The following is a 21,083-nucleotide window of genomic DNA, read 5'->3' on the forward strand; positions in this document are numbered from 1 at the left end:
GCTTGTGGTCCGTTTCAACAGGAGCGGCCGTGGAGGTGATACGAGATAATGAACCATCGTTTTCCGCTAATTCAGCGCAGCCGTTCTGGCGCGCATTTGATTTCCGCAACCCGCATTTCTAGTCTGCAAACCTGCCGATGTTATACCCATCTCGGTGCTTCTCAGGATTCCAGGGCCGGTCACGCTTTGTGAAAACTGAACAAGGGCGCTCTTGTTAATTCAGGAGTTTTCTCGTGGTTTCGCCGAACCTTGTCATACTTAAGTTCGGTTACGTGTTTACAATGATATGAATAAGAAACCGGTCGCACGGCCTCGTATTCAGCATAATCTGCTGAGTGCCCGGGTCGTTTATGGGTTGTTATCGCAGTTTTTCGCTGCGATAGTAGTCAACTGTTTTACACTGAATACAATAAGTTGAGGTTCGCTATGTCTGACGACATGTCTTCGCTTTCGCCTTCGTCAGCAGGCGAACAGGGTGTACTACGTTCTATGCAGGAGGTTGCGATGAGCTCCCAGGAAGCCAGCAAGATGCTACGCACTTACAATATTGCCTGGTGGGGCAATAACTACTACGACGTCAACGAACTGGGCCATATCACCGTATGCCCGGATCCTGATGTACCGGAAGCGCGCGTCGATCTTGCAAGCCTTGTGAAAGCGCGTGAAGCGCAGGGGCAGCGTCTGCCTGCACTGTTCTGCTTCCCACAGATTCTGCAACACCGTTTGCGCTCCATCAACGCGGCGTTTAAGCGTGCGCGTGAATCCTATGGCTATAACGGTGACTACTTCCTGGTTTACCCGATCAAGGTGAACCAGCACCGCCGCGTGATCGAATCTCTCATTCATTCCGGCGAACCGCTGGGACTGGAAGCGGGCTCTAAAGCCGAACTGATGGCCGTACTGGCACATGCTGGCATGACCCGCTCGGTGATCGTCTGTAACGGCTATAAAGACCGCGAATACATTCGACTGGCGCTGATTGGCGAGAAGATGGGCCACAAGGTCTATCTGGTCATCGAGAAGATGTCCGAAATTGCCATCGTGCTGGAAGAGGCCGAGCGTCTGAACGTTGTTCCGCGCCTGGGCGTGCGTGCGCGTCTGGCGTCGCAAGGCTCCGGTAAATGGCAGTCGTCCGGCGGCGAAAAATCCAAGTTCGGGCTGGCGGCCAACCAGGTTCTGCAACTGGTCGAAATGTTACGTGAACGCGGTCGTCTGGACAGCATCCAGCTGCTGCACTTCCACCTTGGTTCGCAGATGGCGAACATTCGCGATATCGCAACGGGCGTGCGTGAATCGGCGCGGTTCTACGTTGAGCTGCACAAGCTTGGCGTGAATATTCAGTGCTTTGACGTCGGCGGCGGTCTGGGTGTCGACTATGAAGGAACCCGCTCGCAGTCTGACTGCTCCGTTAACTACGGCCTGAACGAATATGCCAACAACATTATCTGGGCGATTGGCGACGCCTGTGAAGAACACGGGTTACCGCATCCCACGGTAATCACTGAATCCGGTCGTGCCGTAACGGCGCATCACACCGTGCTGGTGTCGAATATTATCGGCGTTGAGCGTAGCGAAATTTCCGAAGCCACGCCGCCGCAGGATGATGCACCGCGTTCCCTGCAAAATATGTGGGAAACCTGGCAGGAGATGCACGAACCGGGCACGCGCCGCTCCCTGCGCGAATGGCTGCACGACAGCCAGATGGATCTTCACGATATCCATGTCGGTTACTCTTCAGGTTCGTTCAGCCTTCAGGAACGTGCGTGGGCGGAACAGCTGTATCTGAATATGTGCCATGAAGTGCAGAAACAGCTCGATCCGAGCAACCGTGCGCATCGTCCTATCATCGACGAACTGCAGGAACGTATGGCGGATAAAATCTACGTCAACTTCTCGCTGTTCCAGTCCATGCCGGACGCCTGGGGTATCGATCAACTGTTCCCGGTTCTGCCGCTGGAAGGGCTGAATCGTGCGCCGGAGCGCCGTGCGGTACTGCTGGATATCACCTGTGATTCCGACGGTGCTATCGATCACTACGTCGACGGTGACGGTATTGCGACCACCATGCCAATGCCGGAATACGATCCAGAGAACCCGCCAATGCTGGGCTTCTTTATGGTCGGGGCGTATCAGGAAATTTTAGGCAACATGCATAACCTGTTCGGGGATACCGAAGCGGTTGACGTGTTTGTCTTCCCTGACGGCAACGTGGAAGTGGAGCTGTCGGATGAGGGCGATACTGTCGCCGACATGCTGGAGTACGTGCAGCTGGATCCGAAAAAACTGCTCACCCAGTTCCGCGATCAGGTGAAAAACACCGATCTGGACGCGGCGCTTCAGCAGCAGTTCCTGGAAGAGTTTGAAGCAGGTCTGTACGGGTACACGTACCTCGAAGACGAGTAAGGAAACCGCTCTCTCCCGGTGGGAGGGAGCAGGGTCAGAGCACCAGGCGGTCCCATCGCCTATACTCTCTTGAACCCGTATGAATTAACGGCGATAATTCGCCCCAATAAGCGATTTACGAATCAATCCCTTCCTCGTCGGGTTTAACGACGCGGAGGGGATTTTTTTTCATCTGTTTTTAATGTATCGACGTTGAAAGAGGTCAGGACATGAGCACTTTAGGTCATCAGTACGATAACTCTCTGGTATCGAATGCGTTTGGTTTTTTACGCCTTCCGATGAACTTCCAGCCGTACGACAGCGATGCCGACTGGGTCATCACCGGCGTGCCTTTCGATATGGCCACGTCCGGTCGTGCCGGTGGGCGCCATGGTCCGGCGGCAATTCGTCAGGTTTCTACCAACCTGGCCTGGGAGCATAACCGCTTCCCGTGGAACTTCGACATGCGCGAGCGCCTGAACGTGGTTGACTGTGGCGATCTGGTGTATGCCTTCGGTGACGCACGCGAGATGAGCGAAAAGCTGCAGGCCCACGCCGAGAAGCTGCTGGCGGCAGGCAAGCGTATGCTCTCCTTCGGCGGCGACCACTTCGTTACGCTGCCGCTGCTGCGCGCGCATGCGAAGCACTTTGGTAAGATGGCGCTGGTGCATTTTGATGCGCATACCGACACCTACGCGAACGGCTGTGAATTCGACCATGGCACCATGTTCTTCACCGCGCCGAAAGAGGGGCTGATCGATCCGAATCACTCGGTGCAGATTGGTATCCGTACCGAGTTCGATAAAGACAATGGTTTCACCGTGCTGGACGCCGGCCAGGTGAACGATCGCGGCGTGGACGACATCATCGCCCAGGTGAAGCAGATCGTAGGCGATATGCCGGTGTACCTGACCTTCGATATCGACTGCCTGGATCCGGCGTTTGCACCGGGCACCGGTACGCCGGTCATCGGCGGCCTGACCTCAGACCGCGCCATTAAACTGGTGCGCGGCCTGAAGGATCTGAACATCGTGGGGATGGACGTGGTGGAAGTGGCTCCGGCTTACGACCAGTCAGAAATCACGGCTCTGGCGGCGGCCACCCTCGCTCTGGAAATGCTTTACATCCAGGCGGCGAAAAAAGGCGAATAAGCCTTACGCCCGGATTGCTGCTGCGCGACGCATGCGCAGCAGCAACATGCCTCCTGCCAGCAGGGTGATAACCTGCGAGACGACCAGCACCGAAAACCCTGAGCTGACTGAACCCACCGATTTCATCACCATCCCCATCAGCAGCGGAATAAACGCCGCGCAAATATTCCCAATCCCGTTGATGATCCCGTAGGCACTGCCAACGGCTTCCCGCGCCGCATGATGCTGGATAACCGCCGGAATGGCCGCACCCTGAAGCCCCCAGAAAATATTGGCCGAGAGCATAAACAGCGCCAGCCAGCCGGGCTGGTGGCTCAGCATCAGCATGACGACTGAACAGGCCGTTAAGAACCCGCCTATTACAAACAGCACGGGCGCCTGGTCCGGACGCATTCTGTCCAGCAAAACACCGCCGAGAAACTTCGAGCCCAGGCTCAGCAGGAAGGGGATTGCCGCGAGAAAGCCGGTCGCGTGCAGCGAGAAGTGATGTTCATCGCGCAGCCAGGCCGGAAGCCAGGCGCTGCTGCCCCACAGATAACTGAGCGTGGCAATTTCAACCAGCAGGATCCAGCCCAAAAGCGGCGTCTGCCAGGCAAGCGTAAAGGTCTGCTTAAACCCCGGTTTTTTCTGCTTTACCGCGCGATGCGGGGCCGGCAGAAAGCGCCAGATAACACCCCCTCCCAGCACCATGTTCAGCAGCGCCAGGGCATAAAACGAACCTGCCCAGCCGAAATGGGTCATCAGCCAGGTCACCAGCGGAAAGCCTACCGCCAGCCCCAGGGAAACGCCCAGCGCGGTGACGGCGTTAGGCTTGCCGATCTCCCCGGCGTGAAAGTTATCGCTGATAAAGCGTGTTTTCAGTGAAAAGAGCGGCCCTTCGGCAATGCCTAAAACCAGGCGGGCAATGAGCATCCCCATCAGCGAACCCAGCAGAGGCGAGAGGGCACAAATCACGGCCCATATTGCAATACTGCTTAATAATCCCTGCCGGTAATGCATCTTGCTTTCAATAACCGGCGTTAACAGAAGAGCGGAAAAACCATAACCCAGCAGAAAGCAGGTCATGAGCATTCCTTGTAACATTCTGTTTTCATTTAGCTGAAAATGTTCGGCAAATTCAGGGTTTAAAATCATCACCGAGATATTTACCCGGTCGATGTAAGAAATAATAATCAGCATCAAAAGTGCTAAAGTACCTTGCCATCTCGCCGTCATTTTATCCGCCTTAAGCGTGCTGTCTGTTTATATTTTTACGAATGTTATTGTCACGCAACTAAAATGATTCACCTGTGAAACTCATTGTTAAATAAAGATAAATTAAATATCAGTTTCACAGGTGAAACACCCTGATCAGGCGCGCATATAGTTTTTAAGGAATGAGAGCAAAAGAAGTCAATATCTTTTTAAAAAAACAGAGGGCCCTCTGAAAAAGCGATTTATTCTCCCTTCAATAATGAAAATTTCATCTCGCTGCATTTTTTCGTGATCGCTTGCACAGTTAGATAATTAAACTCCGCCTGGTTAACAAATTCGTCACATTCGAGCTTGACGAAACATTCATCGCTTTTATATTGACCGTATTAAATAAGAAACAGAGTTTCATATATGAAACAAAAGCCTGGAGGATCGTGATGAGCTGGATAGGCGTATGTGACGCAGAACAAGTACAGGAAGATTTCCCTTTTAGCGGCAACGTCGAGGGCAAAGAGATCGGCGTTTATGTGATTGATGGTGAATATTACGCGCTGGAAGACGTATGCCCGCACGCTTACGCCCTGCTGAGTCAGGGATTCGTCGAGGACGGTAAGGTGGAGTGCCCGCTGCATGAGGCGGTTTTCGATGTCAAAACCGGCCAGTGCCTGCACGGCCCCGGCGGACGTAACCTCAACCGTTACCCGGTTCGGCTCTTTGAAAACCAAATCCAGATTACCTTCGTCGAGGAGACAGTGGCATGAGCGAACGTCTGAACTTCAATCCTGCATTGCCGGAAAGCCGTCAGTTTACCCCGCCGGCGGAGGGCGGTAACGGCGCCATCCATAAGCCCGGTGATTACCCCAACCTGATCTGGCAGACCCGCAGCCGCGTCCCGGAAGAGTGGGAAATCACGCTGATCGCGACGCTGGAAGAGCTGTTCGAACAGGGTGCAGAAACCCTGCCGGAACTGGTCAACGGGCTGAACGCGGTACGCATGCACGATCGGCAGGGCGAGCCGTGGAGCGATGCCAGCTTCCAGGCATTCTTACAGGTTAACGGCTACTGAGGACGATGCGATGACGACTACCGTACAAAACTATCTTGATAAAGGTCTGCGCGGCCTGTGGTATCCGGTGCTGGCCAGCTGGGAAGTGCAGTCAGCGCCGGTGGGGATCACCCGTCTGGGCGAACAGATTGTGGTCTGGCGCAACAAAGATGGCCAGGTGCAGGCGCTGGAAGATCGCTGCCCGCACCGTGGCGCACGTCTGTCGATGGGCTGGAATCTGGGCGATCGTATCGCCTGCTGGTATCACGGCGTGGAGGTGGCGGGCAACGGCGAAGTGAAGGATGTGCCTGCGGTGGACAAATGTCCTCTGGTCGGGCAGCAGTGCGTGCGCAGCTACAACGTGCAGGAGGCGCACGGTGCCATTTTCCTGTGGTTTGGCGTGACCGCCGATCGGCAACCCGACGAACTGAGCTTCCCGGATGAACTCGCTGACACGGAAAATTTCAGCCACTTTCTCTGCACCGCCGGGTGGAAATGCAACTACCAGTACGCGCTGGAAAACGTCATGGACCCGATGCATGGCACCTATCTGCACTCTTCGTCGCACTCCATGGCGGAAGGGGATCGCAAAGCGGATATGGTCCTGCAGCCGACGAAAACCGGGTTTATCTTTGAGAAAAAAGGCCAGAGCGGCATCAACTTCGACTGGGTTGAGCTCGGCAACAGCGGCACCTACTGGATGCGTCTGTCCATTCCTTATAAGAAGCGTTTCGGGCCGGGCGGTCACTTCTTCATTGTCGGCATGGTGGTGCCGGAAGATAACGATAACTGCCGCGTCTTCTTCTGGCGTATCCGCCGCGTGCAGGGCTGGCAGCGCGATATGTGGCGCTTTATGTACCGTAACCGTCTGGAAAAACTGCACTGGGAAGTCCTTGAGCAGGACCGCGTGGTGCTGGAGAGCATGGCGCCAGATGCACGGGAACATGAATACCTCTACCAGCATGATGTGGGCCTCTCGCGCCTGCGCCGCATGATGCAAAAAGCGGCAAAAGAGCAGCTGGCGGCGCGTGAAGCGCAACAGGGAGCCGCCTGATGAATGGTCTGTTACAGGGCAAGCGCATCGTGGTGACCGGTGCCGCGCGGGGGCTGGGGTTTCATTTTGCGAAGGCCTGTGCAGAGCAGGGCGCAGCGGTGGTGATGTGCGACATCCTTCAGGGCGAGCTGGCCGAAAGCGCGCATGGCTTGAGTGAGCAGGGCTATGCGATTGAGTCACATGTCATCGATCTTGCCGATCCTGAGTCCATATCACGCGTGTTCAGTGCCATTGGCGAACAGGGCCCCCTCGACGGCCTGGTGAATAACGCGGCGATGGCGACCGGCGTCGGCGGCAAGAACATGCTCGATTACGATCCGGATCTGTGGGATCGCGTCATGTCTGTGAACGTCAAAGGCACCTGGCTGGTAACCCGTGATGCGGTACCGCTGCTGCGCGAAGGGGCCGCCATTGTCAATGTGGCTTCCGACACCGCGCTGTGGGGCGCGCCGCGCCTGATGGCCTATGTGGCCAGCAAGGGCGCCGTGATTGCCATGACCCGTTCAATGGCGCGCGAGCTGGGTGAAAAACGCATTCGTATTAACGCCATCGCGCCGGGCTTAACCCGCGTCGAAGCGACGGAATATGTCCCTGCAGAGCGGCATCAGCTCTACGAAAACGGTCGGGCGCTCACCGGGGCGCAGCAGCCGGAAGACGTCACGGGCAGCGTGGTCTGGCTGTTAAGCGATCTGTCGCGGTTTATCACCGGACAGCTGATTCCGGTCAACGGCGGTTTTGTCTTTAACTGAGGTAAAGCAAATATGGCAAGCGATCACGACGTGAAGTACCTGGTGCCGGGGCTGGAGCGCGGCTTACAGCTGCTGCTGGCCTTTGGCGAGCAGCACCGTGAACTGACCTTTGCCGAGCTGCACAGGCTGGTCGATATGCCGAAAGCCACCGCCTACCGCGTGGTACAAACCCTGGAATACATGGGTTTTCTGGAGCGCAACACGCGAACCAATACCTTCTCGCTTGGCATGAACGTCCTGCGTCTGGGCTTTGAATACATCGCCTCACTGGATGTGGCGCAGGTCGGTCAGCCGGTCATCGAGCAGCTGCGTGACGTCAGCCAGTGCAGCAGTCATCTGGCGATCCGCGACGGGCGCGACATCATCTATATCGCCCGCGTCAGCGCCGCCGGTTCCCGTATTAATCAGGTGAGCATTGGTACCCGTTTACCGGTGCACTGCACGTCGCTGGGACGCATGCTGCTGACCGATATGTCGCGAGCCGATTTCGAACAGCTGTTCCCGCACGAGCGTCTGCCGGGCAACACGCCGGGCCAGATCCACGACCGTGAAGCGTTGTGGCAGATGGTGCAGCAGGACAAAGCACGCGGCTATGTGATCGGCGAATCCTTCTTCCGCCATGGCATCTCCTCCATTGTGTATCCGGTGTACGACCGCAGCGGAAGGGTGGCAGCCGTGGTGAGCATTCTGGTGCCCGCGGAGGAGATCCCCCAGACCGATCGCGAGCGTCTGCAAAACGAAGTCCGCATGGCGGCGGATAAAATTTCTGGCTTCTTAGGGTATTTGTCACAGGCCAGCTAAATCAACACGTTAACGTCAGGCGCTTGAGTGCGTCGGGCATGTTTTACGCCCAATTTGGGCCAGATGAGGCAACGAACGATGTGTATAACCGGAATTGAAAAGCTGGAATTTGGCGTCGAGAACCTGACGCACTGCGCCAAATTTATGCGAGATTTTGGCCTGACGGGCGATGCCAGCGGCCAGCGTTTTACCACCCTGAGCGGCGCACGCGTGGAGCTTAACCCCATCGACAGCCCCGATCTGCCGCCAGCGTTTGAAGCAGGAAATACGTTGCGCCGGATGACCTGGGCGGTGGCCACACAGTCCGAGCTCGACGCGCTGCGCCCGAAGCTTGAGAAGCAGCCCGGTTTTCGTGAAGCGGGCGACGCGCTGGAGTGCCGCGATCCGAACGGCATGACCCTGCGCGTCCAGGTCAGCCATCAGGTGCCGGTGGAGCTGAACGTCGAGCCGATTAACCAGTGGGGCGATGCCCGCCGTATCGACACGCCAAGCCCGGTCTACGATCGCGCCCAGCCGATTAACGTAGGCCACGTGGTGTTCTTTGTCGAGGAGCTGGCGGCGGTAGAACAGTTCTACCGTGAGGTGCTTGGTTTCCAGGTGTCTGACCGCTACATCAACCGTGCGGTGTTTCTGCGCTGTGGCCCGCGCGGTGGCCATCACAACCTGTTCCTGCTTCAGTTGCCGAACCGCAAGCGCGGCCTGAACCACGTCGCCTTTACCGTGCGCGACATTCACGAGGTGATCGGCGGCGGCATTGCGATGAATAAAAACGACTGGAGCACCTTTATCGGCCCGGGCCGTCATCCGGTGTCGTCCGCCTACTTCTGGTACGTCAACAGCCCGACCGGCGGGGCGTTTGAGTACTACACCAACGACGACTACCTGACCGAAAACTGGCAACCGCGCGAGCTGGAACACTCCCTGATCTCCTTCACCGAATGGGCGGTAGAGGGGGGGATTGACCACGACACCCGCCGCCAGCAGAAAAAGCCGGAGGCGGTATGACCTCGCGCATTGTCATTATTGGCGGCGGTCAGGCAGGCGGCTGGGCGGCGAAAACCCTGCGCGACGAAGGCTTCGACGGCGAGATTTGCGTCGTGGCGGAAGAGGCGTGGGATTTCTACGAACGCCCTCCGCTGTCCAAGGCCACTTTACTGGAGCCGGACGCGGCGCTGCCGCGTCTCTTTTCTGAAGAGGCGCAACAGGCGTTAAACCTGACGTGGTGCCGGCCGGTGCGGGCGGAATCTCTCGATCGTCACGCGAAAACGGTGCGTTTGAGCAACGGTGAATGCCTTAGTTACAACATCCTTTTAATGGCGACCGGCGGGCGGGCGCGCCTGCCCGGTGAGGCATGGGCGACGCACCCGCAGGTCTACACCCTGCGCCACTGGCAGGATGCGCAGCGGCTGAAGGCGCGCCTGGCAGAGAGTCAAAACCTGGCTATTATCGGCGGAGGCTGGATTGGCCTGGAGATTGCCGCCTCCGCGCGCAAATGTGGCGTCGCCGTAACGCTGTTTGAACAGCAGCCCGCGCTGTGCATGCGTTCAGTGAGTGGCGAAGTGTCGCAGCATTTAGAGACGCTCCACCGCGAGCAGGGTGTGGACATCCGTACCGGCTGCGGGGCGCTGGAGCTGGAGGATAACAATGGTCTGCCGGTCATTCACTGCGACGGTAAACGTGAAACCTTCGACGCGGTCGTCGTCGGGATCGGTGTTGATCTCAATCTTGAGCTGGCGCGCGACGCGGGTTTGAAAACCGATCGCGGGATCGTGGTAGATGCGCAGGGCCGCACGTCCGATCCGTTTATTTTTGCCGCGGGGGATGTGGCTCAGCACCACCATTACGGGCTGTGCATTCAGTCGTGGGCCTTTGCCCAGAATCAGGCGGTCGCCACGGCAAAGGCGATGCTCAATCCCGATGCGCCCGGCTATGACGACGCGCCCTGGCTGTGGTCGGATCAATACCAGCACAACATCCAGATCCTCGGTATTCCGCAGCCAGGCAGCAAGACAATCGTTCGCGATAACGCGCTCTATTTTTCGCTGGACGAAAACGGACGGCTGACGCAGCTGGTGGCGTTCAACGATGCGCGTACCGTCAAGCTGGCGAAGCGCTGGATGGCAGCCGGACGGGATCTGTCCGCTGTCCCGCTGGCGGACCCTGCTTTTTCACTGATGTCATTGCGATAGCTTACCCGCACCCGTAGGGGGAGACATGACCACATTTGAGACCAACACCGCGCCGGTTGAGGCAGGCGGTGAGGGCACCCGCACGCCCGAAAAAGCGGTGCGCTGGGCCATCCCGCTGTCATTGCTGGCCTGCGTGCTGCTGGCATTTTTCGACAAAATCAGCATTGCGGCGCTCTTTTCCGACAGCCATTTCCAGCAGGCGATGGGCATTGATTTTGACACCACGCGTCTGGGCATTCTGATGAGCGCCTTCCTGCTGAGCTACGGCTTCTCGTCGGTCTTTTTGAGCGGACTGGGGGACAAGATTGCGCCGCTGCGCCTGCTCACCGGCATGATGGTGGTGTGGTGTGTGCTGATGGTGGCCATGGGGTTTACCCATAACTACACGGTCATGATCGTCCTGCGCATTCTGCTGGGCGTGGCAGAAGGGCCGCTGTTTCCGCTGGCGTTCGCCATCGTGCGGCATAACTTCCCGCAGCATTTACAGGCGCGGGCCACCATGCTGTGGCTGCTGGGCACCCCGGTAGGCGCGGCGATTGGTTTTCCGCTTTCCCTCTGGCTGCTAAATACGTTCGGCTGGCAGAGCACCTTCTTTGTGATGGCGATGCTTACCGTGCCGGTACTGGTGTTTGTGCGCATTGGCCTGCGCGGGATCCGTCTGGGGGCTAAACCTGCCGCGGATCGCGAATCACAGGATGAACGACGTGCCGCCCGGCGCGAGCTGTTTGTCAGCCCGCACTTCTGGATTATCTGCATCTTTAACATCGCGTTTCTGACCTACCTGTGGGGGATCAACGGCTGGTTGCCGGGCTACCTGATTAACGGGAAAGGCATTCATCTTGAACACGCGGGCTGGCTGTCGTCGATGCCCTTTATCGCCATGCTGGCGGGCGAGGTGATTGGCGCCTGGCTTTCTGACCGGGTCGATAAACGCGCGGCGGCCTGCTTTATCTCAATGGCTGGCGCGGGTGTAGGCCTGACGGCGGTCATGCATCTCGATACCCCTTTGGCGGTTATCGCGGCGATGAGCTTTAGCACCTTTATGTGGGGCACCGGTGCGCCGAACATTTTCGCCCTGCTGGCGAAGGCTACTCATCCCCGGGTGAGTGCGACGGCGGGCGGGATTTTCAACGGGCTGGGAAACTTTGCGGGCGCGCTGTCGCCAGCGGTGATGGGCGCACTGATCGCCTTCACCCACAGCATGGATTCCGGAATGATTTTTCTGGCGGTGATGGCGGCGGTGGGCTGCGTCCTGTTACTGCCGCTGCTGAAACGTTACTGAGGAGAGTGTCATGACTGATTCAACCGTAACTGCAAAACCAGGCATTAAACCTGACCATCTGACCATGGAAGAGTGGGTCGAATCGCGTATTGCGCGCTTCGAAGGGCGTAAATATGACTGGAACGCCCTGAAGTTCCAGGCCGATTTCGATCCTAAATACCGCCGCGCGCAGATGCGCTACATCGGTACCGGCGCCACGGGGGTGGGTAGCGATACCAATACCGTCGCGGCCGATCATTTCACCTTTTCCACTATGGTACTGCCGTCAAAGTGCGAAGGACCGCTGCATCTGCATGACGACGTGGAAGAGGTGTTCTTTATGCTTAAAGGGCAGATCACGCTGATGATTCAGGACGGCGATCACTACACCGAAACCGTGCTGCGCGAACGCGATCTGATCTCCGTTCCGCCGGGCATCTATCGCGGTCTGTTTAATCATGGTGAAGAAGAGGCGCTGATGTGCGTGATGCTCGGTACTCAGAAGCCGCATATTCCGACCTATCCGGAAGATCATCCGTTGTCCAAAGTGAAGCGCAATTAAGGGGGCACGATGACGGGTTTTCGTGAACAGGGAAGCGGCATTCCGCTGATGTTGCTGCACGGGATCAGCTCCGGCGCCGCGTCATGGCATAAGCAGATGGCGCTGAGCGGTTTTCGCGTGCTGGCGTGGGACATGCCCGGTTATGGCGAAAGCCCGATGCTGGCGGTTGAGCGCGCCAACGCGGGGGATTACGCCGACGCGCTGGCGGCCATGCTGGACCGCGCGGGCGTCTGGCAGGTGGTGCTGGTCGGGCATTCTCTCGGGGCGCTGGTGGCATGCGCCTTTGCGGCGAAATTTCCCGAACGCGTACTGCATCTGGTGCTGGCGGACGCGGCGCAGGGCTACGGCCAGGCCGCGCCGGAACAGCGCGAGCAGGTGTGGCGCAACCGCGAGCAGCAGATCGCGCTGGGCGGCGACATACTCGCCCAGACCCGCGCGGCGAAGCTGTTGCGCCCCGGCGCGCGGGCGGACGACATCGCGACCGTTGCGACGGGCATGCGTGCCCTGCGCCCGGAAGGCTACCTCGCTGCCGCATGGATGCTGGCACATGACGATATTCACGGCTGGCTAAAGCGTTACGCCGGGAATTTTGAAACCTGGTGCGGCGAGCAGGACGCCATTACCCAGCCTGAGCAGGTGCAGGGGCTGGCGCTGCGTTACGGCATGCCCTATACCGCGATCCCACAGGCCGGGCACGCCAGCTATCTCGATAACGACGCGTTTTTTAATCAACAGCTTTTACGTATCAACGAAGAGGTGCGCGATGAATGCACAAATTGACGGGCGCGTAGCGGTAGTCACCGGCGGTTCTTCTGGCATTGGCTTTGAAACGCTGCGCCTGCTGCTGGGCGAGGGGGCAAAAGTGGCGTTCTGCGGCCGCGACCCGGACCGGCTTGCCAGCGCGCATGCGTCGCTGCAAAACGAATTCCCTGATGGCGAGATCTTCTCTCACCGTTGCGACGTGCTGGATGCAGACCAGGTTCTGACCTTCGCAGAGGCCGTTAAGGCCCGCTTTGGCGGGACAGACTTGCTGATTAATAACGCCGGACAGGGTTATGTGGCGCACTTCAGTGACACCCCGCGCGAGGCCTGGCTGCATGAAGCCGAACTGAAACTGTTTGGGGTAATTAACCCCGTGCAGGCGTTTCAGGCGCAGCTGGAGCAGTCGGATATTGCTTCCATTACCTGCGTGAACTCGCTGCTGGCGCTACAGCCAGAGGAACACATGATTGCCACCTCCGCAGCACGTGCCGCGCTGCTCAACATGACGCTCACGCTCTCGAAAGAGCTGGTGGGTAAGGGCATCCGCGTGAATTCCATTTTGCTTGGCATGGTGGAATCCGGCCAGTGGCGGCGTCGCTTTGAGAACCGGGCGGATAAAAGCCAGAGCTGGCCGCAGTGGACGGCGGATATCGCCCGCAAACGCGGCATTCCGATGGCGCGTCTCGGTAAGCCGCAGGAGCCTGCGCAGGCTCTGCTGTTCCTCGCTTCGCCGCTGGCTTCGTTTACCACCGGTGCGGCGCTGGACGTTTCCGGCGGCTTCTGCCGTCATCTGTAAGGACACATCATGAAAAAAATCATGTTAATCGGCTACGGTGCCATGGCGCAGGCGGTCATTGAGCGTCTGCCCGAGCAGGTTGCCATCGGCTGGATCGTGGCGCGCGAAACGCATCATGCCGCGATTCGTCAGCAGTTTGGCGATGCGGTGGCGGCACTGACCTCGCCCGCATTATGTACGGAGACTCCCGATCTGGTGCTGGAGTGCGCCAGCCAGCAGGCGGTGGCGCAGTACGGGGAAGCGATTTTACGCCGTGGATGGCATCTGGCGGTGATCTCCACCGGCGCGCTGGCAGACAGCGCGCTGGAGCAGCGTCTGCTTAATGCAGGCGGAAAGCTGACGCTGCTCTCCGGGGCGGTGGCGGGCATAGATGGCCTGGCGGCGGCAAAAGAGGGCGGGCTTGAGAAGGTGACCTACCAGTCGCGTAAAAGCCCGGCCAGCTGGCGCGGCAGCTATGCCGAGCAGCTTATCGATCTTAACGCCGTGTCCGAGGCGCAGATCTTCTTTGAAGGCAGCGCGCGCGAAGCGGCACGACTGTTCCCCGCCAATGCCAATGTGGCGGCGACCGTGGCACTTGGCGGCGTGGGGATGGACGACACCCGCGTGCAGCTGATGGTCGACCCGGCCACGCAACGCAACACCCACACGCTGCACGTCGAAGGGCTGTTTGGTGAGTTCCATCTCGAACTGAGCGGATTACCGCTTGCCAGCAACCCTAAAACCTCCACCCTGGCGGCACTCAGCGCGGTTCGCGCCTGCCGTGAACTGGCGCAGCGCTGAGGAGCGACGATGGACGATCTGAATATTTTTATTGGCGGCCACTGGCGGCGCGGCGGCGGCAATCCGATGCAGAGCCATTTCCCGGCAGACGGTGCGGTGAACGCCACGCTCCACGCGGCAAGCCTGGACGATCTGCATGACGCTATCGACGCCGGAGAGCGCGCGTGGCGCGATCCTGCCTGGCGCCACAGCCTGCCGCATGTGCGGGCGAAGATCCTGCATAAGGTGGCGGATCTGATCGAATCCCGCGTCGATGAACTGGCCCGCATGCAGAGCCGCGACAATGGTAAACCGCTGGCGGAAGCGCGGGGTCTGGTGATGAGCGCGGCAGGCACGGCGCGTTATTTTGCCGCCGCCTGTGAGCTTCTGGAAGGTGAGCTGCCCACGCCGCGTCAACCCGATCTCCTGACGCTGAGCCGATATGAACCGCTCGGTGTCGTGGCGGCCATCACCCCCTGGAATTCCCCTATTGCCAGCGAAATGCAGAAAGTGGCGCCGGCCATTGCCGCCGGTAATGCGGTGGTGCTCAAACCAGCCGAAGCCACCCCGCTGATGGCGCTGGAGCTGGCGCGTCTTTTTGAACAGGCCGGGCTGCCCGCCGGGCTGCTGAGCGTGCTGCCGGGCAAAGGCTCGGTGATTGGCGATGCGCTGGCGCGTCACCCGAAAGTGCGAAAAATCTCCTTTACCGGTGGCACCACCACGGGCCGTCATCTGGCGCACGTGGCGGCGGAAAAATTGATCCCGGCCTCGCTGGAACTGGGCGGTAAATCCCCGACCATCGTACTGGAAGATGCCGACGTTGAGCTGGCTGCGCGCGGGATCTGCTACGGCATTTTCAGCTCGGCGGGTCAGGCCTGCATTGCCGGTTCGCGGCTCTTTATCCACGAGAGCCTTTACGCTCCGCTGATGGCGAGGCTGCTGGAATTCACGCGCGGCCTGCGGGTCGGGCATCCCTTTACCGACGGCACTCATGTGGGGCCGCTGATTAACGACGCGCACCGCCAGAGCGTGCAGGCTTACGTTGAGCTGGCAAAGCGTGAAGGGGGCCGCGTGCTCTGTGGCGGGGAGATCCCGGCCGATCCGCTGCTGGCAAACGGCAGTTACTTCCAGCCCACCATCATTGAAGGCCTGACCAACAGCTCACGCGCCTGTCAGGAGGAGATCTTCGGCCCGGTGCTGGTGGCAATGCCCTTTAGCGATGAAGACGCGTTGATCCGTGAGGCGAATGATTCCGTTTATGGCCTGGCCGCCGGGATCTGGACGCGGGATACCGGGCGCGCCCTGCGCCTGAGCGAACAGCTTGAAGCGGGCACGGTGTGGATCAACACCTACAAAGTGTTTGCGATTTCGACCCCGTTCGGGGGCTTTAAAGAGAGCGGTCTGGGCCGCGAAAAGGGCATACAGGGGCTGAAAGCCTGGATGCAGCAAAAGAGCATTTATCTGGCGACGGGTAACGGCGTCAACCACTGGTGCGACTGAGAAAGGGTAAGCAATGAGCGAAATGATCACCGTCGGCGACGCCATCGCCAGAACGCTGGAGCAGTATCAGGTTGAGGCCATTTACGGCGTCATCTCCATCCACAATTTGCCCATCGCCGATGCGGTAGGGCAGCGCGGGAATATCCGCTTTGTCCCCGCACGCGGCGAAGCGGGGTCGGTCACCATGGCCGATGCCCATGGCCGTTTTTCCGGGCTTGGCGTGGCGCTGACCAGTACCGGCGCCGGGGCGGGTAACGCCGTCGGCGCGCTGGTGGAAGCCATGAACGCCTGCACGCCGCTGCTGCACATCACGGGCCAGGTGGAAAAAGCCTGGCTGGATGCCGATACCGGCTTTATCCACGAAACCCGCGACCAGCTCACCTTCCTGAAGGCCAGCTCAAAACGGGCATACCGCATCAGCAACGCGCACCAGGCAATTGCGATCCTGCACAAGGCCATTCAGGAGGCGCAAACCCCGCCGTGCGGGCCGGTCTCCGTGGAGATCCCGATTGATATTCAGGGGGCAAAAATCCCCGTATCGCTGATCACCGCTCCGGTAAAACCGACGTCGGTTGCCGCGGTTGATACGGCGGTGGTCGACACGCTGTGGGCGCAGCTTAAAGCGGCAAAACAGCCGCTGCTGTGGCTGGGTGGCGGCGCGCTCCTTAGCGCTGATGCGGTAAAAAAACTGGCGGATGCGGGGGTAACGGTTATCTCCAGCACCCACGCACGCGGCGTGCTGCCGGACGGCCACCGCGCCAGCCTGCGGGCGTTTCATAACTCGCCGTCCGTTGAGGCGTTGATCGCCCGGTGCGACTTTACGCTGGTCGCCGGTTCACGCCTGCGCAGCAACGAAACCCGCTCGTGGACGCTGGAGTTGCCGCATCCCCGCGTCCAGATTGATATCGACCCCGCGGCGGCGAGCCGCAACTATCTGATGGACACAACCCTGGTGGCCGACTGCGCGGCGCTGTTAACCGCGCTGGCGGCGAAAGCGCAGGGGCGCGAATGGGGCAATGCACAGTGGGATACGCAGGTGCAGCAGGCGCTGGCGAAAGCCGTTGCGGGGCTACGTGAGCAGTGCGGTGCGTATGCGAAGCTCAACGACGCCATCGAAAAAGCGCTGCCGCAGGATGGCCTGCTGGTCAGGGATATCACCGTCTCCGGAAGCCTGTGGGGCAGCCGTCTGTTCCGCGCCAATGGACCGTTAATGAACATCCACTCGCTGGCAGGCGCCATCGGCATGGGGCTACCGATGGCGATTGGCACGGCGATTGCCAACCCGCAGCGCAAAGTGGTGGGGCTGGTGGGCGATGGCGGCGTGAGTCTGAATCTGGGCGAGATGGCAACGCTGGCGCAGGAGAAGGCCAACGTGACGCTGCTGGTGATGAACGACGGCGGTTACGGGGTCATGCGCGGCATTCAGGATAAGTATTTCGGCGGGCGTCAGTATTACAACGAACTCCATACCCCTGACTTTACGCAGCTGGCGCATGCGATGGGATTACAGGCGTGGAGCGTTGAACGGGCGGAGGATTTCGACGCGGTGATGACCGAAGCACTTGCCATACCGGGGCCGTCGGTTGTGGAAGTGCGGATGGGGCAGATTGGCGCCCTGAAGTTTGCCGGGCCGCCGCAGAAGACGCTGTACTAGTCGTTTGCCCGGTAATGCTACGCTTACCGGGCCTGGTTTACTGGCGTGGGGTTGGGGTTATCACAATGAGCGGGTAAGGTGCCAAATCATGCGAAAAAAAGGAGGCAACTCAGCCTCCTTTCCCTCTTATTTGATCCCGTCGGCGGCCATGCGGTCGCGAATATGCTGGGCACGTTCAACGGACGCCGGGTGATCGTCAAACATGGAGCTTTGACGACCCGCTTCCAGTTTCGCCAGTTTTTCGAAGCTGGTGGCTAAACCGGATGGATTAATTCCGCGTTTGCGCAACAGATCGTAGGAGTAGTCATCTGCTTCAGATTCCTGACGCTGGGAGAACTGAGAGTTAACCAGTTTCTCACCCACATCGCCAAGCTGGGACTGTGACAGGCTGCCGACAATACCGCCCGCCGAAGCCGCTGCCGCGCGCACAGCGTTGGTCCCCAGTGCGACCTGCATCCCTTTCTTCACGTGACCCAGCGCAACGTGGCCCATTTCATGTCCGATCACCGCTTCCACTTCGTTATCGGTCATCATGTCCATCAGCCCGCTGTAAACGCGGATACAACCATTTGCCATGGCAAAGGCGTTCACATCTTTCGCCATATACACTTTGTAGTTCACCGGCTGGCCGTTGATGTTATCGCCCAGCGCGGAGGCGATTTTGGTCAAACGCTGCGCGTAGGTGCTGTTTGCCGGGGCGATGGTCGCTTTTCCGTCCATCTCTTTACAGGCTTGATCGCTTAATTCTTTTACCTGCGCATCGCTCAGTGAATAGGCCTGAAAGGCTTCGGCACCTGAGCTCAGCAGGCCGTTAGAATCCATATTCTGACAGCCGCTCAGCAGGAGCGTTGTTCCAAAAGCCAGCACAATTGCACGCATTTTCATGATGTTGCTTCCGTAGCCATTTATCTGAAAAAAATCTGAAAAGCACCGACAGCGATGCGGGAATGTGCTCAGTATAAGGAATATCGACAGCGCCGGGCGAGTAGATTGCGCAACATGCGAGCATGATCCAGAGATTTCTTAAACGGCAAAAGAATGCTCCATGTACATGCTTTGCGGCTTGGGTTACATTGTTGGCACTTTTTTCCGGCGTAGCCCAAAACGCGCTGTCGTCAAGGGCATGGCCTTTAACAGTCCGATCTGGAGTTAAAATGTCCTCACGTAAAGAGCTTGCTAATGCTATTCGTGCGCTGAGCATGGACGCAGTACAGAAAGCCAAATCTGGTCACCCGGGTGCCCCAATGGGTATGGCTGACATTGCCGAAGTGCTGTGGCGAGATTTTTTGAATCACAACCCGCAGAACCCACTCTGGGCTGACCGCGACCGTTTTGTGCTGTCAAACGGTCACGGCTCTATGCTGATTTACAGCCTGCTGCACCTCACGGGTTATGCACTGCCTATCGAAGAGCTGAAAAACTTCCGTCAGCTGCACTCCAAAACCCCGGGTCACCCTGAAGTGGGTTACACCGCTGGCGTCGAAACCACCACTGGTCCACTGGGTCAGGGTATTGCGAACGCCGTGGGTATGGCGATTGCTGAAAAAACCATGGCGGCGCAATTTAACCGTCCGGGTCACGATATCGTCGATCACTTTACCTACGCATTCATGGGCGATGGCTGCATGATGGAAGGCATTTCTCACGAAGTGTGCTCCCTGGCCGGTACGCTGAAACTGGGCAAACTGGTTGCGTTCTATGACGACAACGGTATCTCTATCGACGGCCACGTTGAAGGCTGGTTCACAGACGATACGGCGAAGCGTTTTGAAGCCTACGGCTGGCACGTTGTGCGCGGCGTTGATGGCCATAATGCTGACTCGATTAAACGCGCTGTAGAAGAAGCCCGTGCAGTAACCGATAAACCTTCTCTGCTGATGTGCAAAACCATCATTGGTTTCGGCTCACCAAATAAAGAAGGCACCCATGATTCTCACGGTGCACCGCTGGGCGACGCTGAAATTGCGCTGACCCGTGAAAAACTGGGCTGGAAATACGGTCCATTCGAAATCCCTTCTGAGATCTACGCTCAGTGGGATGCGAAAGAAGCCGGTCAGGCCAAAGAAGCGGCATGGAACGAGAAGTTCGCTGCTTACGCGAAAGCCTTCCCTCAGGAAGCCGCTGAATTCACCCGCCGTATGAAAGGTGAAATGCCCGCTGATTTCGACGCGAAAGCGAAAGAGATCATTGCTACGCTGCAGGCGAACCCTGCTAAAATCGCCAGCCGTAAAGCGTCTCAGAATGCGATCGAAGCCTTCGGTCCGCTGCTGCCAGAATTCCTGGGCGGCTCTGCTGACCTGGCGCCATCTAACCTGACTATCTGGTCTGGTTCTAAATCGATTAACGAAGACACCGCGGGTAACTATATCCATTACGGCGTGCGTGAATTCGGTATGACCGCGATTGCGAACGGTATCTCTCTGCACGGTGGTTTCCTGCCGTACACCTCTACCTTCCTGATGTTTGTCGAGTACGCGCGTAACGCCGTACGTATGGCTGCGCTGATGAAACAGCGTCAGGTGATGGTCTACACCCATGACTCCATCGGTCTGGGCGAAGATGGTCCAACTCACCAGCCGGTAGAGCAGGTGGCTTCCCTGCGCGTCACGCCGAACATGTCTACATGGCGTCCATGTGACCAGGTTGAGTCTGCGGTTGCGTGGAAATACGGCGTTGAGCGTCAGGACGGCCCAACCGCTCTGATCCTCTCCCGTCAGAACCTGGCACAGCAGGAACGTACTCCAGAGCAGCTGGCGAACATCGCGCGCGGTGGTTACGTGCTGAAAGATTGCGCGGGTCAGCCTGAGCTGATCTTCATCGCGACCGGTTCTGAAGTGGAACTGGCTGTTGCAGCCTGGGAAAAACTGTCTGCTGAAGGCGTGAAAGCGCGCGTGGTTTCCATGCCGTCTACCGACGCGTTCGACAAGCAGGATGCCGCGTACCGCGAATCCGTATTGCCAAAAGCGGTTACCGCACGCGTGGCAATCGAAGCGGGTATCGCTGACTACTGGTTCAAATATGTAGGCCTGAACGGCGCTATCGTGGGTATGACCACCTTCGGTGAATCTGCTCCGGCAGAACAGCTGTTCGAAGAGTTTGGCTTTACCGTTGAGAACGTTGTCGCGAAAGCGAAAGAACTGCTGTAATCGCAGCTGCCCCGGCGGATGGTCGTCGCCGGGGAAACGCTAAGGCCAGGTAGACTAAAATCGCCTGGCTTTTTTTAT

21 protein-coding genes are annotated in these 21,083 nt (G+C 58.5%); 19 read left to right on the top strand and 2 right to left on the bottom strand.

Going from position 1 to position 21,083, the window contains the following annotated elements; translation table 11 throughout:
- Nucleotides 1-48 precede the first annotated feature (48 nt).
- The 4 genes from yqgG to speB all read left to right on the top strand — a co-directional run bounded on the left by yqgG (nucleotide 49) and on the right by speB (nucleotide 3,533).
- Nucleotides 49-192 (top strand): small protein YqgG, encoded by a 144-nt coding sequence (yqgG, locus tag LZP96_RS24295; protein ID WP_442358638.1) that lies wholly within the window; start codon nucleotides 49-51, stop codon nucleotides 190-192.
- Nucleotides 193-286: 94 nt separating this feature from the next.
- Entirely contained in the window at nucleotides 287-418 is a 132-nt protein-coding gene (yqgB, locus tag LZP96_RS16345; RefSeq protein WP_071892438.1) for an acid stress response protein YqgB, read from the top strand.
- Nucleotides 419-426: 8 nt separating this feature from the next.
- Nucleotides 427-2,403, top strand: a complete 1,977-nt coding sequence (gene speA / locus LZP96_RS16350; RefSeq protein ID WP_064327328.1) for a biosynthetic arginine decarboxylase — start codon at nucleotides 427-429, stop codon at nucleotides 2,401-2,403.
- Nucleotides 2,404-2,612: 209 nt separating this feature from the next.
- Nucleotides 2,613-3,533 (top strand): agmatinase, encoded by a 921-nt coding sequence (gene speB, locus LZP96_RS16355; protein ID WP_059307233.1) that lies wholly within the window; start codon nucleotides 2,613-2,615, stop codon nucleotides 3,531-3,533.
- Between the two features lie 3 nt (nucleotides 3,534-3,536).
- Here the strand turns inward: speB and LZP96_RS16360 are convergent, their stop codons facing one another.
- A complete protein-coding gene (locus LZP96_RS16360; RefSeq protein ID WP_064327327.1) occupies nucleotides 3,537-4,748 on the bottom strand; it encodes an MFS transporter in 1,212 nt (403 codons plus the stop codon).
- Nucleotides 4,749-5,164: 416 nt separating this feature from the next.
- Between LZP96_RS16360 and LZP96_RS16365 the strand changes: the two genes are divergently transcribed.
- From LZP96_RS16365 to LZP96_RS16430, 14 genes are all read left to right on the top strand, one after another.
- Entirely contained in the window at nucleotides 5,165-5,488 is a 324-nt protein-coding gene (locus LZP96_RS16365; protein ID WP_064327326.1) for a Rieske (2Fe-2S) protein, read from the top strand.
- Nucleotides 5,485-5,793, top strand: coding sequence for a recombinase-like helix-turn-helix domain-containing protein (locus LZP96_RS16370; protein WP_064327325.1), 309 nt, complete (start codon nucleotides 5,485-5,487; stop codon nucleotides 5,791-5,793). Before LZP96_RS16365 ends, LZP96_RS16370 begins: the two co-directional genes overlap by 4 nt.
- A 10-nt stretch (nucleotides 5,794-5,803) precedes the next feature.
- Nucleotides 5,804-6,826 (top strand): Rieske 2Fe-2S domain-containing protein, encoded by a 1,023-nt coding sequence (locus LZP96_RS16375; RefSeq protein ID WP_064327324.1) that lies wholly within the window; start codon nucleotides 5,804-5,806, stop codon nucleotides 6,824-6,826.
- Nucleotides 6,826-7,575 carry an SDR family oxidoreductase gene (locus tag LZP96_RS16380; RefSeq protein ID WP_064327323.1) on the top strand — a complete coding sequence of 250 codons (750 nt, stop codon included), beginning with the start codon at nucleotides 6,826-6,828 and terminating at the stop codon, nucleotides 7,573-7,575. Before LZP96_RS16375 ends, LZP96_RS16380 begins: the two co-directional genes overlap by 1 nt.
- 12 nt (nucleotides 7,576-7,587) lie before the next feature.
- Nucleotides 7,588-8,376 (top strand): IclR family transcriptional regulator, encoded by a 789-nt coding sequence (locus LZP96_RS16385; RefSeq protein ID WP_064327322.1) that lies wholly within the window; start codon nucleotides 7,588-7,590, stop codon nucleotides 8,374-8,376.
- Between the two features lie 78 nt (nucleotides 8,377-8,454).
- Nucleotides 8,455-9,381 (top strand): VOC family protein, encoded by a 927-nt coding sequence (locus LZP96_RS16390; protein WP_064327321.1) that lies wholly within the window; start codon nucleotides 8,455-8,457, stop codon nucleotides 9,379-9,381.
- Nucleotides 9,378-10,565 (top strand): NAD(P)/FAD-dependent oxidoreductase, encoded by a 1,188-nt coding sequence (locus tag LZP96_RS16395; RefSeq protein ID WP_064327320.1) that lies wholly within the window; start codon nucleotides 9,378-9,380, stop codon nucleotides 10,563-10,565. The genes LZP96_RS16390 and LZP96_RS16395 overlap by 4 nt, the downstream gene beginning before the upstream one ends.
- A gap of 25 nt (nucleotides 10,566-10,590) precedes the next feature.
- Nucleotides 10,591-11,847, top strand: coding sequence for an MFS transporter (locus tag LZP96_RS16400; RefSeq protein WP_064327319.1), 1,257 nt, complete (start codon nucleotides 10,591-10,593; stop codon nucleotides 11,845-11,847).
- A 10-nt stretch (nucleotides 11,848-11,857) separates the two neighbouring features.
- Nucleotides 11,858-12,388, top strand: a complete 531-nt coding sequence (locus LZP96_RS16405; RefSeq protein WP_064327318.1) for a cupin domain-containing protein — start codon at nucleotides 11,858-11,860, stop codon at nucleotides 12,386-12,388.
- A gap of 9 nt (nucleotides 12,389-12,397) precedes the next feature.
- Nucleotides 12,398-13,168 carry an alpha/beta fold hydrolase gene (locus LZP96_RS16410; protein ID WP_064327317.1) on the top strand — a complete coding sequence of 257 codons (771 nt, stop codon included), beginning with the start codon at nucleotides 12,398-12,400 and terminating at the stop codon, nucleotides 13,166-13,168.
- Nucleotides 13,152-13,946, top strand: coding sequence for an SDR family oxidoreductase (locus LZP96_RS16415; RefSeq protein ID WP_064327316.1), 795 nt, complete (start codon nucleotides 13,152-13,154; stop codon nucleotides 13,944-13,946). Before LZP96_RS16410 ends, LZP96_RS16415 begins: the two co-directional genes overlap by 17 nt.
- Nucleotides 13,947-13,955: 9 nt before the next feature.
- On the top strand, nucleotides 13,956-14,726 hold the full coding sequence (locus tag LZP96_RS16420; RefSeq protein WP_064327315.1) for an aspartate dehydrogenase: 771 nt from the start codon (nucleotides 13,956-13,958) through the stop codon (nucleotides 14,724-14,726).
- Between the two features lie 9 nt (nucleotides 14,727-14,735).
- Entirely contained in the window at nucleotides 14,736-16,205 is a 1,470-nt protein-coding gene (locus LZP96_RS16425; protein ID WP_064327314.1) for an aldehyde dehydrogenase, read from the top strand.
- Nucleotides 16,206-16,218: 13 nt separating this feature from the next.
- Entirely contained in the window at nucleotides 16,219-17,859 is a 1,641-nt protein-coding gene (locus LZP96_RS16430) for a thiamine pyrophosphate-binding protein (RefSeq protein WP_064327313.1), read from the top strand.
- A gap of 126 nt (nucleotides 17,860-17,985) precedes the next feature.
- Here the strand turns inward: LZP96_RS16430 and loiP are convergent, their stop codons facing one another.
- Nucleotides 17,986-18,744, bottom strand: coding sequence for a metalloprotease LoiP (gene loiP / locus LZP96_RS16435; protein WP_064327312.1), 759 nt, complete (start codon nucleotides 18,742-18,744; stop codon nucleotides 17,986-17,988).
- 269 nt (nucleotides 18,745-19,013) lie between these two features.
- On the opposite strand from loiP, the gene tkt reads away from it, so the two are divergent.
- Nucleotides 19,014-21,005 carry a transketolase gene (gene tkt, locus LZP96_RS16440; RefSeq protein ID WP_064327311.1) on the top strand — a complete coding sequence of 664 codons (1,992 nt, stop codon included), beginning with the start codon at nucleotides 19,014-19,016 and terminating at the stop codon, nucleotides 21,003-21,005.
- The last annotated feature ends 78 nt before the right edge of the window (nucleotides 21,006-21,083 follow it).

The organism is Huaxiibacter chinensis (assembly GCF_022171985.1).
In the GTDB taxonomy this organism is placed as follows: domain Bacteria; phylum Pseudomonadota; class Gammaproteobacteria; order Enterobacterales; family Enterobacteriaceae; genus Enterobacter; species Enterobacter chinensis_A.